Annotated in this window: 17 protein-coding genes; 9 read left to right on the top strand and 8 right to left on the bottom strand. The window is 53.2% G+C overall.

All coding sequences use genetic code 11. From position 1 onward, the window contains the following. Positions 1 to 4 precede the first annotated feature (4 nt). Together LG198_RS09710 and pqqA are read left to right on the top strand one after the other, a co-directional pair. On the top strand, positions 5 to 1,021 hold the full coding sequence (locus LG198_RS09710; RefSeq protein WP_230342969.1) for a DUF3426 domain-containing protein: 1,017 nt from the start codon (positions 5 to 7) through the stop codon (positions 1,019 to 1,021). 191 nt (positions 1,022 to 1,212) lie between these two features. Next, complete coding sequence (gene pqqA / locus LG198_RS14340) at positions 1,213 to 1,284, top strand: pyrroloquinoline quinone precursor peptide PqqA (RefSeq protein ID WP_081774944.1); 72 nt, start codon at positions 1,213 to 1,215, stop codon at positions 1,282 to 1,284. 65 nt (positions 1,285 to 1,349) lie between these two features. On the opposite strand, the gene LG198_RS09705 is transcribed toward pqqA, so the two are convergent. After that, entirely contained in the window at positions 1,350 to 2,252 is a 903-nt protein-coding gene (locus tag LG198_RS09705; protein WP_230342968.1) for a hydrogen peroxide-inducible genes activator, read from the bottom strand. A 142-nt stretch (positions 2,253 to 2,394) separates the two neighbouring features. On the opposite strand from LG198_RS09705, the gene LG198_RS09700 reads away from it, so the two are divergent. Next, the gene (locus LG198_RS09700) at positions 2,395 to 3,558 is read left to right on the top strand and encodes an HPP family protein (protein WP_328485305.1); all 1,164 of its coding nucleotides are present in this window, start codon (positions 2,395 to 2,397) and stop codon (positions 3,556 to 3,558) included. Positions 3,559 to 3,578: 20 nt separating this feature from the next. On the opposite strand, the gene LG198_RS09695 is transcribed toward LG198_RS09700, so the two are convergent. The 5 genes from LG198_RS09695 to LG198_RS09675 form a co-directional block, all read right to left on the bottom strand. Next, entirely contained in the window at positions 3,579 to 4,817 is a 1,239-nt protein-coding gene (locus tag LG198_RS09695) for a mechanosensitive ion channel family protein (RefSeq protein WP_230342966.1), read from the bottom strand. A gap of 319 nt (positions 4,818 to 5,136) precedes the next feature. Further along, positions 5,137 to 6,093 (bottom strand): MBL fold metallo-hydrolase, encoded by a 957-nt coding sequence (locus LG198_RS09690; RefSeq protein ID WP_230342965.1) that lies wholly within the window; start codon positions 6,091 to 6,093, stop codon positions 5,137 to 5,139. A gap of 344 nt (positions 6,094 to 6,437) precedes the next feature. Continuing rightward, a complete protein-coding gene (locus LG198_RS09685) occupies positions 6,438 to 8,915 on the bottom strand; it encodes a TonB-dependent siderophore receptor (protein ID WP_230342964.1) in 2,478 nt (825 codons plus the stop codon). A gap of 112 nt (positions 8,916 to 9,027) precedes the next feature. After that, positions 9,028 to 9,981 carry a FecR domain-containing protein gene (locus LG198_RS09680; protein ID WP_230342963.1) on the bottom strand — a complete coding sequence of 318 codons (954 nt, stop codon included), beginning with the start codon at positions 9,979 to 9,981 and terminating at the stop codon, positions 9,028 to 9,030. A gap of 2 nt (positions 9,982 to 9,983) precedes the next feature. Further along, positions 9,984 to 10,490, bottom strand: a complete 507-nt coding sequence (locus LG198_RS09675; RefSeq protein ID WP_230342962.1) for a sigma-70 family RNA polymerase sigma factor — start codon at positions 10,488 to 10,490, stop codon at positions 9,984 to 9,986. On the opposite strand from LG198_RS09675, the gene LG198_RS09670 reads away from it, so the two are divergent. From LG198_RS09670 to LG198_RS09660, 3 genes are all read left to right on the top strand, one after another. Then, positions 10,483 to 10,704 carry a hypothetical protein gene (locus LG198_RS09670; protein WP_230342961.1) on the top strand — a complete coding sequence of 74 codons (222 nt, stop codon included), beginning with the start codon at positions 10,483 to 10,485 and terminating at the stop codon, positions 10,702 to 10,704. The genes LG198_RS09675 and LG198_RS09670 overlap by 8 nt on opposite strands. Positions 10,705 to 10,882: 178 nt before the next feature. Further along, the gene (locus LG198_RS09665) at positions 10,883 to 11,029 is read left to right on the top strand and encodes a DUF3096 domain-containing protein (RefSeq protein WP_230342960.1); all 147 of its coding nucleotides are present in this window, start codon (positions 10,883 to 10,885) and stop codon (positions 11,027 to 11,029) included. Between the two features lie 208 nt (positions 11,030 to 11,237). Continuing rightward, positions 11,238 to 11,510 (top strand): HU family DNA-binding protein, encoded by a 273-nt coding sequence (locus LG198_RS09660; RefSeq protein ID WP_230342959.1) that lies wholly within the window; start codon positions 11,238 to 11,240, stop codon positions 11,508 to 11,510. A 53-nt stretch (positions 11,511 to 11,563) separates the two neighbouring features. Here LG198_RS09660 and LG198_RS09655 read toward each other — a convergent pair whose 3' ends face one another. Further along, complete coding sequence (locus LG198_RS09655; RefSeq protein ID WP_230342958.1) at positions 11,564 to 12,034, bottom strand: GNAT family N-acetyltransferase; 471 nt, start codon at positions 12,032 to 12,034, stop codon at positions 11,564 to 11,566. After that, positions 12,024 to 12,389: a hypothetical protein gene (locus tag LG198_RS09650; RefSeq protein WP_230342957.1), complete on the bottom strand. Its 366-nt coding sequence runs from the start codon at positions 12,387 to 12,389 to the stop codon at positions 12,024 to 12,026. Before LG198_RS09650 ends, LG198_RS09655 begins: the two co-directional genes overlap by 11 nt. 83 nt (positions 12,390 to 12,472) lie before the next feature. Between LG198_RS09650 and msrB the strand changes: the two genes are divergently transcribed. The 3 genes from msrB to mqo all read left to right on the top strand — a co-directional run bounded on the left by msrB (position 12,473) and on the right by mqo (position 14,808). Beyond that, positions 12,473 to 12,865, top strand: coding sequence for a peptide-methionine (R)-S-oxide reductase MsrB (gene msrB, locus LG198_RS09645; protein ID WP_230342956.1), 393 nt, complete (start codon positions 12,473 to 12,475; stop codon positions 12,863 to 12,865). Between the two features lie 25 nt (positions 12,866 to 12,890). Next, positions 12,891 to 13,241, top strand: coding sequence for a DUF4186 domain-containing protein (locus tag LG198_RS09640; RefSeq protein ID WP_230342955.1), 351 nt, complete (start codon positions 12,891 to 12,893; stop codon positions 13,239 to 13,241). A gap of 85 nt (positions 13,242 to 13,326) precedes the next feature. After that, positions 13,327 to 14,808: a malate dehydrogenase (quinone) gene (gene mqo / locus LG198_RS09635; protein WP_230342954.1), complete on the top strand. Its 1,482-nt coding sequence runs from the start codon at positions 13,327 to 13,329 to the stop codon at positions 14,806 to 14,808. The last annotated feature ends 3 nt before the right edge of the window (positions 14,809 to 14,811 follow it).

The raw sequence follows: 14,811 nt of genomic DNA, 5'->3' as shown, positions 1-14,811 counted from the left end.
TGATATGCGGCTAGTGACCTCCTGCCCAGCGTGCGACACCCAATTCCACGTCAAGCCGGAACAACTGGCAGCACATGCAGGAGAGGTGCGCTGCGGCCACTGCCAGCATGCATTCAATGCCAGCTCCAGGCTCTATGAAATTCTCGAGCCACAAACCCTGGCGCCATTGCCTGCAAGCCCGACAGAGGAAATAAATCCTGATCAGTTTGTAATAGAAACCGAGACACAGGCGGGTGCAGTCCCAGATGAAGCTGTCGCAGCGGCAACCCAAACTGAAGCCGATGCCGAACCGGCGCTCTCCCCCGAGCTACAAATAATAGCCGCCGAGGAGGTGGAATCACCCGATGACCTCCTTACTACGGTTGAAATTGACCAGGGAGAATCGGTAGACACCGAAACGGAAACTCCCTCGCCGGCAGAGACAAAAGAAACGCCAGAAGCCGATGCCCACATCGCGCACCATGAAATCGAGCCACCGCAACCCAGCATAGAGCCTGCTGCCGCAACCAGCTTTCTTGCGCCAGAAAAACCAGTCCGTAACCGCCGCATTTCTGCATGGCTGGCTGTGCCTTTGTGCCTGTTGCTGTTACTGGTTTCGCTCGCCCAGTCAGTCTATTTTTTCCGTACAGAGCTGGCAGGGCACTGGCCAGCCAGCAGGCCTGTATTGGTTTCTGCCTGCGAATGGCTGGGATGCACAGTACCGCTGGCGCGCAATGCCGAATTGCTAGCCCTGGATGATTCTGACCTGCAAGAAGACTTCGAGCATCCCGAAGTGATCCAGCTCTCGACCAAACTGATCAACAATGCAAGCTACACCCAGGCCTACCCCCTGCTGGAACTCACCCTCACCGATGATGATGAGCAGCCTAAGTTGCGCCGTATTTTCACCCCCGAGGAATACCTGCCCTCAGATACGGATATCGAAGCAGGCTTACCAGCCAATGAAGAAATCCAGATCAACCTGGCTTTTTCCACTAGTGGCGAAGTGGTTTCCGGCTACCGCGTATTCGTCACTTACTGATACAGTTTTGTATCCAAACGTATAACCGCGTTGGGTCGTCTTGCCGTGCGTCAACACTAATGAAAATCATGAGGCCCAGATCATGATGCTGCGCATGGCATATGCAGACATAATGTATATGATGAGAGTCATGGATTACGCAGTTGATGGCAACTACGCAGTCCCTATCCCAAACTTAAAGGAGATATATCATGTGGACCAAGCCAGAAGTAACTGAAATGCGTTTTGGTTTTGAAGTAACCATGTACGTTTGCAACCGCTAAGCTGTTGTCTCATCTCCGTACAAAAGGGGCCGCCAGGCCCCTTTGCTTTTTTGTGGTTACCAACTTCACACAATAGATTGCAAACACGGTGACTTGAGTGCACGTATTGATTGCAACAAAGTCTCTATTGCCTGTTCACGCGTATAGCCCTTACGCCAGGCCAGCGCCATGCGGCGGGTCGGCACCGGCGCTGCAAATGGAATCGTCCTGATCAATGGGTTGCGGTAACGCTCTACTGCTGCACTGCACGGCAGTACTGTAATGCCCAGATTAGAGGCTACCATGTTGCGAATGGTCTCCAGGGAATTGCCCTGCAGCACTTCGCCATGACGCGATAGCTCGGGGCAGGCCAGCACTACTTGGTTGCTGAAGCAATGGCCGCTATTAAGCAGCAACACCTTCTCGTCCGCCAGCTCCTCGGCATGGATTTCCTTGCGGTCAGCCCAGGGATGGATATCAGGCACCGCGACGACGAAACTCTCATCGTACAAAGACTCATAACGCACGCCGGGTACATCAAAAGGCAGGGCAATAATCGCGGCATCCAGCACCCGGTTTCGCAATTGCGTTTCCAGGTTGGCCGTCAGGTTCTCCTCCACCTCCAATGGCATTTCCGGGGCAAGCTTGCGCAACGCGGGAATGATTTCAGGCAACAGGTAAGGGCCGGTAGAATAAATCACGCCAAGTTTGAACGGACCAGCCAACTGGTTGTTGCCCATGCGCGCAATTTCCTTGATGCGATTGGACTCTTCCAGAGTCCGGTTGGCCTGCGCAATAATCTGTTCACCAATCGGCGTCATGGCCACATCCTTGTGGCTGCGCTCGAAAATGATGACGCCCAGTTCCTCCTCCAGCTTTTTCACCGCCAGGCTCAACGCAGGCTGGCTCACAAAGCATTTTTCCGCCGCCCGGCGAAAATTGCGCTCGCGCGCCACTGCGACGATGAACTTGAGTTCACTTAAAGTCATGTTGATCCTGATAATTAATACATATCAAATTGTATCAATTAATAAGCCAGTAATATGTGCTATCAATAAAATCCATATTCCCAGGCATCGCTAACATCATGCATTGATGTTAGATTACATCGTTTTCTTACGGGATTCTGAAGTGTCTGCTGGATTAAACTGGCTTAAGGGCTTGAAGCCGCAACAAAGCCCGGTGAATCACCGCGAAAAACTCCGGGCCTGCCTGGGCGCCCTGCTCGGCATATTGGTAAGCGGCACCTTGAGCGCATGGCTATTGGGACCGGAAAGCCTGCCTTTCCTGATTGCGCCATTGGGTGCATCAGCCGTGTTGCTCTATGCCGTGCCTGCCAGCCCACTGGCCCAGCCGTGGTCCATCATGGGGGGCAATGTTATTTCGGCGCTGGTTGGTATTGCCAGCCTGCACTGGTTTGCCAGCATCCCTGTAGCCGCCGCCATAGCAGTAGCTGGTGCCATCGGCCTGATGTTTGCATTGCGCTGCCTGCATCCGCCTGGCGGTGCCGTGGCTTTGACTGCCGTACTTTCGGGGCCACTGGCAGTGGAACACAGCGCTTACTTCCTGTTGCTTGTTACCCTCAATTCAGGTTTCCTGCTGCTAGTTGCACTGATATACAACAACGCGACAAAACGCCACTACCCTCACCAGGCCAAGCCAGAACCCAACCTTCATAAAACACAGGATATCAGCCCATCTCACAGGATAGGGTTCACCACCGCTGATCTGGATGCCGTACTCAAGGAATACAACCAGGTGCTGGACATTGCACGGGACGACCTTGAAAACCTATTCCTGCAAACCGAGATGCAGGCCTATAAACGCCGCTTTGGTGAAATCAGCTGCGGTAACATCATGTCGCGCGACGTGATCAGCGTGGAATACGGTACGCTGTTGGAGGAAGCTTGGCCATTACTGCTCAACCACCATATCAAGGCATTGCCCGTCGTCGATCGTGCCCGCCGCGTCATTGGCATCGTGACGCGCTTTGATTTCATGAAGCATGCCAATCTCGATGCCTATCCCGGCTTTGAGGAAAAACTCCGGCATTTTGTCCGCCGAACCTTCCTGGTGGAAACCGACAAGCCTGAAGTCATCGGCCAGATCATGACCAGCAAGGCATTGACCGTCAATGTGGACACCCATATCGTGCAGCTTGTACCGCTGCTATCGAAACACGGTATCCATCATGTGCCAGTGCTGGATCACGAACGCCGGCTAGTCGGCATCGTGACCCAGACCGATTTGATTGCCGCCCTCTACCGCGGACGGCTGGAACAAAAAATCGCCTGAAGTTTCAGACGCTCTCTCGCTTATTGTGACAAAGGCTGACGCATGGCCTGTAAATCCGCACCACTTGGATTCTGGAATACACGCAAGCCGAACTCCGGCAGGATCGCCAGCAAGTGGTCGAAAATGTCGGACTGGATAGCCTCGTACTCCACCCATGCCGTAGTATTGGTAAAGCACCAGATTTCGAGCGGAATTCCCTCGGCAGAAAGATTCTGCTGGCGCACCACCATCATCATATCCTTGTGCAGACGCGGATGGTTTTTCAGGTATTGCTCGACATAGGCGCGAAACGTGCCGATATTGGTCACCCGGCGAGCATTGATCGGCTTGTGTCCATTCGCAATCAGGTTCTGGTTCCACGCCTCGATCTCTTCCTTCTTCTTCTTCAGGTAGCCATCCAGCAGGCTGAATTGCTGCAAATGCTCGCATTCGTCTATGGATAAGAAATGGATGCTGTTCTGGTCGATAAAGATACTGCGCCTGATACGGCGGCCGCCTGACTCGAACATCCCGCGCCAGTTCTTGAATGAGTCGGTGATGAAGCGTTTGGTCGGGACGTTCGTGATCGTCTTGTCCCAGTTCTGCACCTTCACCGTATGCAGTGCGATATCAATGACAAATCCATCCGCATTGAGCTGGGGCATCTCCACCCAGTCGCCCACGCGAATAATGTCGTTCGAGGTAATCTGCACGCTGGCCACCAGCGACAGCAAGGTGTCCTGGAAAATCAACATCAGCACTGCCGCCATTGCGCCGATACCGGACAGCAGAATCACGGGGGAACGGTCCATCAATGTCGCCACCACCAGGATGGTCGCAATGATGTAGACCACGATCTTCATGACCTGCACATAGCCCTTGATCGGCTTGCGGTGTGCGTCCGGCCGCTGTTGCCACATATCGTTGATGATGTCCAATATCGCGGCAATTGCCAGGCCTATGGTCAGCACGATAAAACCATGCGCCACGTTGCGTACCACGGTGACCAAGGCTTCCGGCAACTCGGGAATCCAGGCGATCCCTAGCGAAATGATCAATGCCGGCACAATATTCGCAAGCCGCGCAACCACCCGGCTCCGGGCAATCGCCTGGCCTACGGAAGCCGAGCGCAGCACCTTGTGCAAACCACGCACCAGGATGTGCTTGAACACCCAGTTGACAAGCCATGCTCCTAGAAACAGCAGCACAACGCACAACAAGCTGAATACTTCCTGATGGCCTTGCAGCCACCCCACTAAGCTATTCCAATCCTCAGTCATTCTTCTCTTCCTGTTACAACACGTGTAGCCAGTGCATTGCCGGCCACTTCGGACATTCCCGCCCCGCCAAAGCAAAAGCGCCGAAAACCTCGCAAAGCCAGGTATCGGCAACCATTGATGAGTTTGGGAACAGCCTGTTAGTACGCAGAAGATTGGATAGGTTCAGAAAAACACATTGATCGGCCAGAATAGGAAAAAACCACCAAGCCAATCCCCTGTGGATGCCTGGTGCTGGCCATAACAGTGCTTTCGCGGGCTCGGTGATAGATATTCATCCGCCAATTCGCGGGCCGTCGTTCCGACGGACCCGCGTGCCTACTTACTGGGCTTTCTTGAGTTCAGCGTATAGCCACTTGATGAAACGTTCGGAAGTCTCGGCACTTTGCTGCACACTTGCGTCAAAATCAGCCGTTGGCTTCGCTGCGATCACCTCTTCCAGCGATTTGTTCTGGGCAACCAGCACAGCTACCTTGTCGCGCACTGCCAGAATCAAATCACGTTGGGCCACAATGTTATTGCGGTCAGTCACCGGGCCATGACCGGGAATAATCCGGGTATTGGGGCCAGCACGGCCAATGGTCGCGCCAAGTCCGTCGATAATACCGTTCAAGGTACCACCGCTGTTGAGATCAACCACGGGATAGCCAACAGAACGGTGATAGTCGCCCGTCGCAAGAATGTCGTGCTTGACGAAATACACCAGGGTGTCACCGTCCGTATGCGCATTACGCACAGGGATCAGCCGGATATCCTCTCCATTTAGGTGGACTGTCACCGGGCCATCGTATGTCACCACCGGCAACGCCTGGGCTGGTGCTGGTTTCCCCGGCGTGCCGTCGGCAGCAGGGTTAGGATGGATAAGACGGTTGCGGAGTTGGTCGCGACTGAAAATGGTCGCGCCCAGCTTGGCAAAATTCTCGTTGCCGCCAGTATGGTCGCCATGCACATGCGTATTCACCAAAAAGCGTATTGGCTTGTCAGAAATCTTCTTGATCGCAGCCACCAGCTTTTCGGTCAAGGGCGCAAATTGCGTATCCACCAGAAAAACGCCTTCCGGCCCAGTGAGCACGCTGATTGTGCCACCCTGGCCTTCCAGAATATAAAAATCGTCAGCGAGCTTGGTGGTCTTGATCTCAACCTTGCTAAAATCACGGGCAGGCGCCTGTACAGGAGCAGGAGGCTTAACATCTTCCTTTTTATCCTCGGCTTGCGCATAACCTGTCAGCGCTAGTGAGACAGCAATGCTTAAAAGCACATGAGCGGATGTGTGTTTCATTTCATTTCCATGGATGATTGAAAATGTCAGAAACTCGCAAGTCTCATACCAATGCTAATCAACACACACTTCACCTGCATAGGCTCAGTCTAGCTCTGCAATAGCGGGGCTTGCCAAATTGCAGTAGTCAATCCAAACGGGAAATACCTGTAGAAATCACAGCAGAAACTCCGCACCGGTGTTGAAATAAGCACAGATAAATTTCAACGTTGCTAAGACACCTTAGATCGCTTGTTCAACAAAGAGAGTGTTTCGGAGATTAATTAGCCTTGCGTTGGATAAACCAACGCAAGGCTAACAAACAGATAAAAGAGCAGGTTTTCTCTGCTTCTTGAAGAATTAACTCAGAAAGTATACTTCAGTGAGGCCATGAAGTTACGTGGGGGGCCATAAGTACCATTAGCCCCAGCAACTGCCACGTAATATTCTTTATTCAGCACATTGTTGAGGTGTGCTGTAATAGAGAGTTGCTTATTCACTTCATAACGCGCCATCAAGTTGACCAAGGCATAATGTTCTTGCGTATAGACAGGCAAGGGATCACCCGTCTTGCTTTCCCAATTCACGCCTCCACCCAGCGTAAACCGGTTCCAATCACCAGGTAAACGATAAATAGTGAATACCTTGACAATATTGCGTGGGATGCGTGTCATGATGCGCTCGCCTTCACGATTGGTAGTCTCACTGTAGGTATAACCACTACTAAACTGCCAGCCAGGAGCCAACTCACCGTTGAGTTCAAGCTCAACTCCCTTGGTAGTGGCATTGTTGGCAGTTTCATAAGCCACCACAGCAGCGTTGTAAAGTGCCAGACGATCCTGCTCGGTACGGAATACTGAAAGGCTGGAAGTCAACGCCCCGCCCTTAAAACTAGCCTTGATACCAGCTTCGTAACTAGTACCCTCTTCTGGATCAAGCGGCCTATTATTCACATCGCGTACCCTGTCGCCTTGAGGATTAAATATCTTGGTATAACTGGCATAGAGGGCATAGGTATCGTTTAATGCATGAACGATACCAGCATAGGGAATCACCACGTTACGCTCTCTATCATGGGTTTCGCTCACGTCATTGCTGGCATAAGTCAAGCTCTTGCGATCACGCTTCCAATCAGTAATACGACCACCAAGTAGCAAACTGGTAGCTTCACTTAGCTGCAGCCGTGTACTCAGATATGCACTATATTGATATTCTTTCGATGTGGTATGTCCGGTTTTGCTGAAGGATGGCTCCGCTGTTTCATTCGCCCAATTGAAAATATCCGTAATATTCTGACGTGCAACAGGGTGATTAGGTCCTTCTCCATCTATTTGCGACAGCGTTACCCCGCCAATTAGCTCATGCTGTTGCCCAAATAGCGAGAACGGTCCTGTCACATAGGCATCCAGACTAGTCTGCTTGGTTTCGCTGGCCCACAGCGGCATTTGTGCACGAGCACCAGCGCCGGTGGCCTGGTTCACGTCACCGACCAGAGAGGCAATCACCGCTTCATATTTATAACGCGCATGTGTCACCTCGGCCTTAGCACTCCAGCCAGAACCAATCTTGTGTTCCAGCGAAGCAAAAATACTATTATGTCGATGGTCATAATAAGTCCATTTGGGAGAGCCTTGATCCGAAGGCTTCGCTCCTGTCGGCTGACCATTGGTATACAAGATTGGGAAAGACCGTATTGGCGCATCAGTATTACGGGTAATGTGGCTAAAACCCAATGTCAGTAGCGTACTGTCTGTGAGATCTATTTCCCCAATGCCGTATAGCACACCGTAGTCCTGGCGGTAATCGTCAGTCCATGCGCCTTGGCGCTTGTAATCAGCTACCAGACGTGCACGGACAGAGCCGTCTTCGTTTAAGGGCCGGGAAATATCAATGCCCGCACCATAACGCGACCAATTGCCTGCTTCGGCAGTAAGGCTCGTCTTCGGCTCCAAAGTCGGCCGCTTACGGATCATATTAATTGTCGCTGAAGGTGTACCAAGACCACTCATCATCCCGGTAGCACCTTTAACAATTTCGACGCGATCATAAATCACATTGCTTTGCAGGTAATTACTCATTGATGATGACATTGGAACACCATCAACCTGGAAGTTGGTAATACTGGACCCTCTTGCCCAGAGCTGAGGGCCATCTGCGCCAAAGCCAAATGGCTTGACTGTAATCCCCGCAGTTGCATCCAATATATCGTTAAGACTGATCAAACCTTGGTCATCCATACGTTGACGAGTCATTACAGTAATAGCTTGTGGCGTCTCTTGCAGTGATAGATTCAACCGTGTCGAACTACTGGTAGACCAAGTAGTGTAAGAGCCAGTACCCTCCGTGATTGAGCCGGGCGCCTTGCCAGAGACACTCACAGCAAGCTCAGGCAGCACGGAAACAGCAGCATCCCGAGGCGCAAGGCTTTGTACAGGAATCTTGCGCAACAGATAACTGGTATCGCTTTGCGCTACGATCTCAAAGCCAGTACCTTCTGTAATCCGGTCAAAACCTTGCTTTACGCTGACATTGCCTCGTAAGCCTGGCGATTGCAGCCCTGCTACCTGGGATGGATCGAATGAAAGCGTAACACCTGCAGCGGCGGCAAATTCGCTCAGTGCAGTACCCAATGGGCCTGCGGCAATCTGGTAATCGCGGGAGACTGCTGCTTCTGCCGCGATGGCTTGGGATGGCAATATAGCGCTGGCAACACTTGCGATAACGGCCATGCCTAATACGGCACTGGCAATGGCTTGTGCCAATGCTTTAATCCTGAATACCTGCTCTTTTTGCTGATTGTGAGAAAAGCGATAACTACGCAGAGGTGTGATGCGCTGCGACATGGTGACTCCCTTTCGTTCTTGATAGTTGGATTAGCGCTGAAAACAGCACTTCATCTGTTAAGCCGAATGAGAATCAGAAACAGCAACCCCTTTTTGAAATTTATTACTACGTTCAGGATAAAGGTGTCAGCGTTGCCCAGTAACGGGTACGGTAAACCAGTTGTATTGGCAATGTCGCCACGAGGTTTTTAAGGGCTTCATCGGTATCCGCCAAACGGAAAGCCCCGGAAACGCGCAAATGGGCAATGGCAGGGTCACAGCGCAGGATGCCAGGACGGTATCTTGCCAGTTCGGTGATGAATTCTCCCAATGGCTGGTCAACGGCCATGAGCATGCCGCGCATCCAGGCATCGTGATATGGCGAGAGCGTTTGGATGCTGCCCGTTTGCTCTGCATTGAAACTTGCCTGCTCGCCTGCTTGCAACCGGACGGTGGACTGGCCTTTGGTCGGGGTAATCTCGACTGCATGTTGCAGCACTGATACCTGGGTTTCATCACTTGCGACCCGCACACTGAACTTGGTCCCCAGTGCTTGTACTAGGCCATGTCGGGTTTGCACCAGGAAAGGCCGCTGGACGGCGTCAGGTGCGGTTTCAATGAGGACCTCGCCATCATGCAGGCGCAACAGGCGTTGCCGCTCGTTGTAATCGACATCCAGCGCAGTGGAGGTGTTGAGGAACAGGCTGCCGCCATCCGCCAATGTTACCTGCCTGCGTTCGCCGGTGGCGGTGGTGTATTCCGCCGCCATGGCTCGCCAGGGCAATTGCTCATAGGCCAGCCAACCAGCAGGGCTTGTGAGCGCAAGCAAGGCCATGACCTTGAGCACGGCACGGCGCTTGGCACGGGCATCACGCAGCGCAGGCAATGCGACATCGACAGGCAACAGGCCAAACTGCTGTTCCAGCTTCTGCACCCTGGCCCAGGCCCGGCGATGGCTGGCATCAGCATGCAGCCAATCCTCAAAGCCTTGTAATTGCTGCACTGTGGGGTTTTCTGCCTGCAATTGCACATACCATTCGGCAGCGGCTTGCAAAACGGCATGACCGGGCTTGGCAAACACTCTCATACTCAATCTTCCAGCACGACCAAACAATGGGTCATGGCGCGAATCATGTGTTTCTTGATGGTGGTGACGGAAACTTGCAAGCGTTCGGCAATGGCAACATAGCTCAAGCCTTCAAGCTGGGCCATGAGGAATATGTCGCGTGTGCGCGGACCGAGATCATCCAGCATGCGGTCGATGGCCACCAGGGTTTCCAGCACCAGCATGCGCTGCTCAGGAGAAATGGCTTGCGGTTCGGGGAGTGCTTGCAAGGCATCGAGATAAGCCTGCTCCAGAGAGCGGCGACGGAACATGTCTGCCACCAGCCCACGGGCAATGGTGCTCAGATAAGCACGCGGTTCGCGGATTTCAAGCTGCTGGCCGGTATTCAGCAGGCGGATGAAGGTATCCTGCGCCAGGTCAGCCGCCTGTTCTGCATCGCCCAGCTTGCGCCGCAGCAGTTGGTAGAGCCAGCTGTGATGATGGCTATACAGCTGGTGAAAACCTGCCTGGGATGGATCTGAGATGGTCATAAAAGCAAATATTGAGAATTATTCTCATAATATCAGGCTTTGTCTGGCCTTGTCCTACACAAAAGTCAGCAGCAGCCTGATGCGACATTCTGCTACCCGAGGCTATGATGACAGCTCAACCTTGAAGGAGAAACACATGAAATTCCTGATCAAAGCCGCAGTACTGACCTATGTTGTCAAACGCATTGCCAAGTCTTATTTGAGCAAGGCCTAATCCATGAGGGAGTGTTAGCTCCCTTTTTTCATGTCCTGTTCCTGTGTCTGGTCAACTCATACGATTTTACATTCAAGCGTAGAACAAGGCGGGCCGTCGCAGACAGTGCTGACGCACGGCAAGGCGGCTCAACGCGGTTATATGTTTGAAGGCAAAATCGTATTAATAAAGGATCATCATGAACCTGCATCTTAGCCTCGCCCCTCTCGTTTCCCTGATTGCCGGCATCCTGATTTTGGTAATACCGCGCCTGCTTAACTACATTGTCGCGCTCTACCTGATCATTATTGGCATACTCGGCCTGGTGGGCTCCAATACCCTGTAGACTTGGAAAATCACTCAAAAATGTCTCCAAACGGCGTCACAACGGGCTTTTAACAGAAAAAATTTCCGGTTTGATACGTGAAAGGGGTTTATTTGGGCGCAGGTTGTGATATTTTCTCCCCTGTTACTACTAAACCTGGTAACGAGGCGAAGTATCAGCCTTACCAAAATTAGCTTGATAACCCAATATACACAAGGACTGAACACATATGAACAAGACAGAACTGATCGAAGAAATCGCCAAGGAAGCAGGTATTTCCAAGGCTGCTGCAGGTAAAGCTGTTGATGCATTCACTGCATCCGTTACAGCAGCCTTGAAAGGCGGCGATACAGTAACACTGATCGGCTTCGGTACTTTTGGCGTTTCCGAGCGTGCTGCCCGCACCGGCCGCAACCCTCAAACCGGTAAGGAAATCAAGATTGCCGCACGCAAGGCTCCTAGCTTCAAGGCTGGCAAGGCTCTGAAGGATGCATTGAACTAAGCTTGTTCAATGAGCCAACAATAAAAACGCCAGCATCAAGCTGGCGTTTTTATTTATGCTGCGGCAAGCCACTTCTCGAAACAGCGGCTAACCGGATTGCCAATATATGGCCCGTAAGGCGCAATCGGCTGATAACCCATGCGTTGATACAGTGAGATTGCAGCAGGTTGCAAATCCCCTGTTTCCACCAGCATGCGCCTGATTCCCTGCTGCGCCGCCTGTTGCTCAAGCTCGGTCAATAACCGCCTGGCCAAGCCATGACCACGCACGGAAGACACAATAAACAAGCGCTTGATTTCTGCCACACCTTCAGAGAATGGCAGCAAGGCAACACAGCCCAATGGCTTGGCATCCAGGCGGGCGATCAATGCCAGCTGGGGTTGCAGGGTCGCTGGCTTGGGCATATCGGGATAAATCTGTAGAAGCTCCCACTCCAGCTGGGAAAGCAGTAATTGCATGGATTCATCTGCAAAATGGCATGCCTCAACCACGACCTCGTGGGAATTGAAGAGCTTATTCTTCATCCTGGTCTGGGGAATGGAACTCGACATCCTCGTAGACGGACTCTGCAATGGGTAGCAGTGCTTCATGCAGCGCCTGTTCGGTAATGACACTATATTGCTGCTGGGCGGTCAAACCAGGATCGGTTTCCAGCGCTTGCAGCAATGGTTCATAATCATGCCCTGATACGCTGAAATGATCGTCGCTGCCCACTGGCTTGCTATAAGTCAGCGAGTATTGCTGTTGATGCAGCTCAAGATCGAATCTGATATTAAAATAGGGGGTTGCAGCGTCATTTTCCTGCGATTCACCGTAGTCGATATCGAGAAGAATGGCGTTAACGCCTTGGATGCTGATGGCTTTGCCGTGCTGCGTCACTGCCGTTTCCTTAATGACAACACTAAACCTGGCATTGTACTGGGTTTATCCAGCATCCCACTATAACTTGCGAGGAGGAATTGATGTCCAAGATTTTCAAGTCCGACGCAGAGTGGCAACAGCAACTTAGCCCCCTGCAATACGAAGTGACACGCCATGCCGCCACCGAGCGCGCGGGCACGGGCGAGTATGCCTATCATTTCGAGCACGGTATTTATCATTGCGTCTGCTGCGACACGCCCCTGTTTGCCTCTGACACCAAGTTTGACGCAGGCTGCGGTTGGCCAAGCTATTTTGAGGCACTCGACCCGGACAATATACGTGAGGAAGAAGACATCTCTTACGGCATGATACGCACCGAAGTGATCTGCAATGTCTGCGATGCCCACCTCGGCCATGTTTTCCCCGATGGGCCGCCACCCACCGGCCTGCGCTACTGTATCAACTCCGCCTCGCTGCGTTTCGAGCCGCGCTAGGGTCTGGTTGAGACCTTAACCCGATATGCGTGACCTGGACGAACTGTTTGATGCGCTGGGGCGGTCACGCTTCCGCAGTTCGTTCAAGCTCAACGCGCATGACCAGGCCTACCTGCATGCCAAGGGCTTGCCAGTCATCGGCGACCATGCGCGCGACTTCATTGCCAAACGGCTGGCTCCTGCCGTGATTGCCAATGATGGCAAGCAGACCCCCTACCGCGGCCATCCGGTATTCGTTGCCCAACATGCCACGGCCTGCTGCTGCCGCGGCTGCCTGCAGAAATGGCATTTGATCGCTGCCGGGCGTGCCTTAAGCGCTGATGAGCAGGACTATGTCGTGCAGGTGCTGATGCATTGGCTGGAAAACGTTTATTGAAATGGGAACAGGGTTTTACAGAAACGCGGCTTATACCTATCATGGCGACCCAAGATGACAGCAACCCACACACCCTTGGCCTGATATGACCACTCACCTAGACACCGATATCCTGCTGGTCGGCGGCGGCATCATGAGCGCTACGCTGGGTACCCTGCTCAACAAGCTCAACCCAGATCTGCGCATCACCCTGGTGGAGCAACAGGCCGAGGTTGCGAGCGAAAGCAGCGATGGCTGGAACAATGCCGGCACAGGCCATGCTGGTTATTGCGAGCTCAACTACACGCCGCAGAATGCCGATGGCAGCGTTTCCATCATTCGTGCGCTCAAAATCAACGCTGCGTTTGAGGAATCGCTGCAGTTCTGGGCTTGGCTGGTCGAGCAAGGCATGCTGGCCGACCCCGCCAGCTTCATCAACCCCACCCCGCATGCCAGCTTCGTTTGGGGCGAAAAAGACGTCGCCTTCCTGAAAAAGCGCCACCAAGCACTGCGCGAACATCACCTGTTTGCCGACATGGAATTCAGCGAAGATCCGGCAGTGCTGCAACAATGGATGCCGCTGGTCATGGCATCGCGCAATGCAGGCACTCCTCTGGCTGCAACGCGTGTGGCCTATGGCAGTGATGTCGATTTCGGCTCTCTCACGCGCCAGCTGGTTCGCCACCTTGCAACTCAGCCAGGCTTCAGTCTGCTGACCAGGCACGCTGTCACCGGCCTGAAGCAGCGGAATGGCCGCTGGCAGGTCAAGGTAGCCAACCTGTCACCAGGCAAACCGTTGACCATCAATGCCGGTTTTGTGTTTCTTGGCGCAGGCGGCGCTGCTTTGCCCTTGCTGCAAAAATCAGGCATCAAGGAAGCCAAGGGCTACGGTGGTTTCCCGGTCAGCGGCCAGTGGCTGGTTTGCCACAATCCCGAAGTGATCAGCCGGCACTATGCCAAGGTCTATGGCAAAGCCCCGATAGGCGCGCCGCCCATGTCGGTGCCTCACCTTGACACCCGCATCATCAATGGCAAGCCTGCATTGCTGTTTGGCCCGTTTGCCGGTTTTACCACCCGCTTCCTCAAGCAAGGCTCCCTGCTTGACCTGGTCAGCTCGGTCAAACCGGGCAACCTCAAATCCATGCTGGGCGCAGGCCGCCATAACATGGATCTCACGCGTTACCTGGTAGGCGAAGTATTCCAGAGCCACAAGCAACGCGTGGCGGCATTGCGCAATTTCTATCCAGAAGCGAATGAAAGTGAGTGGTCACTTGTTTCCGCAGGCCAACGAGTGCAAATCATTAAGCAATGCGACCAGAAAGGCGGCAGACTGGAATTCGGTACCGAGATTGTGTCAGCAGAAGATGGCAGCCTGGCTGCCTTGCTGGGTGCCTCACCCGGCGCCTCCACCTCGGTTCCAGCCATGGTCGAAGTGCTGCAACGCTGTTTTGCCCAACAATTGCAATCCTCTGCCTGGCAGGGCCGCATGCAAGAGATGGTGCACTCCTATGGCCGTTCGCTGGTTGATGATGACGAATTGCTGCACACAGTGCGGCAACGCACCCTGGCACGCCTGAAGCTGGCATAAGCC

The sequence above is a fragment of the Methylobacillus arboreus genome (assembly GCF_020532725.1).
Lineage (GTDB): Bacteria > Pseudomonadota > Gammaproteobacteria > Burkholderiales > Methylophilaceae > Methylobacillus > Methylobacillus arboreus.
This window is presented reverse-complemented; position numbering and strand designations above follow the sequence as displayed.

What these genes read in the sequence shown, in the direction of transcription:
- LG198_RS09710 (WP_230342969.1), top strand. Translation starts at nt 5, where the DNA reads ATGCGGCTAGTGACCTCCTGCCCAGCGTGCGACACCCAATTCCACGTC.
- LG198_RS09705 (WP_230342968.1), bottom strand. Translation starts at nt 2,252, where the DNA reads ATGACTTTAAGTGAACTCAAGTTCATCGTCGCAGTGGCGCGCGAGCGC.
- LG198_RS09695 (WP_230342966.1), bottom strand. Translation starts at nt 4,817, where the DNA reads ATGACTGAGGATTGGAATAGCTTAGTGGGGTGGCTGCAAGGCCATCAG.
- LG198_RS09690 (WP_230342965.1), bottom strand. Translation starts at nt 6,093, where the DNA reads ATGAAACACACATCCGCTCATGTGCTTTTAAGCATTGCTGTCTCACTA.
- LG198_RS09685 (WP_230342964.1), bottom strand. Translation starts at nt 8,915, where the DNA reads ATGTCGCAGCGCATCACACCTCTGCGTAGTTATCGCTTTTCTCACAAT.
- LG198_RS09680 (WP_230342963.1), bottom strand. Translation starts at nt 9,981, where the DNA reads ATGAGAGTGTTTGCCAAGCCCGGTCATGCCGTTTTGCAAGCCGCTGCC.
- LG198_RS09670 (WP_230342961.1), top strand. Translation starts at nt 10,483, where the DNA reads ATGGTCATAAAAGCAAATATTGAGAATTATTCTCATAATATCAGGCTT.
- LG198_RS09675 (WP_230342962.1), bottom strand. Translation starts at nt 10,490, where the DNA reads ATGACCATCTCAGATCCATCCCAGGCAGGTTTTCACCAGCTGTATAGC.
- LG198_RS09665 (WP_230342960.1), top strand. Translation starts at nt 10,883, where the DNA reads ATGAACCTGCATCTTAGCCTCGCCCCTCTCGTTTCCCTGATTGCCGGC.
- LG198_RS09660 (WP_230342959.1), top strand. Translation starts at nt 11,238, where the DNA reads ATGAACAAGACAGAACTGATCGAAGAAATCGCCAAGGAAGCAGGTATT.
- LG198_RS09655 (WP_230342958.1), bottom strand. Translation starts at nt 12,034, where the DNA reads ATGAAGAATAAGCTCTTCAATTCCCACGAGGTCGTGGTTGAGGCATGC.
- msrB (WP_230342956.1), top strand. Translation starts at nt 12,473, where the DNA reads ATGTCCAAGATTTTCAAGTCCGACGCAGAGTGGCAACAGCAACTTAGC.
- LG198_RS09640 (WP_230342955.1), top strand. Translation starts at nt 12,891, where the DNA reads ATGCGTGACCTGGACGAACTGTTTGATGCGCTGGGGCGGTCACGCTTC.
- mqo (WP_230342954.1), top strand. Translation starts at nt 13,327, where the DNA reads ATGACCACTCACCTAGACACCGATATCCTGCTGGTCGGCGGCGGCATC.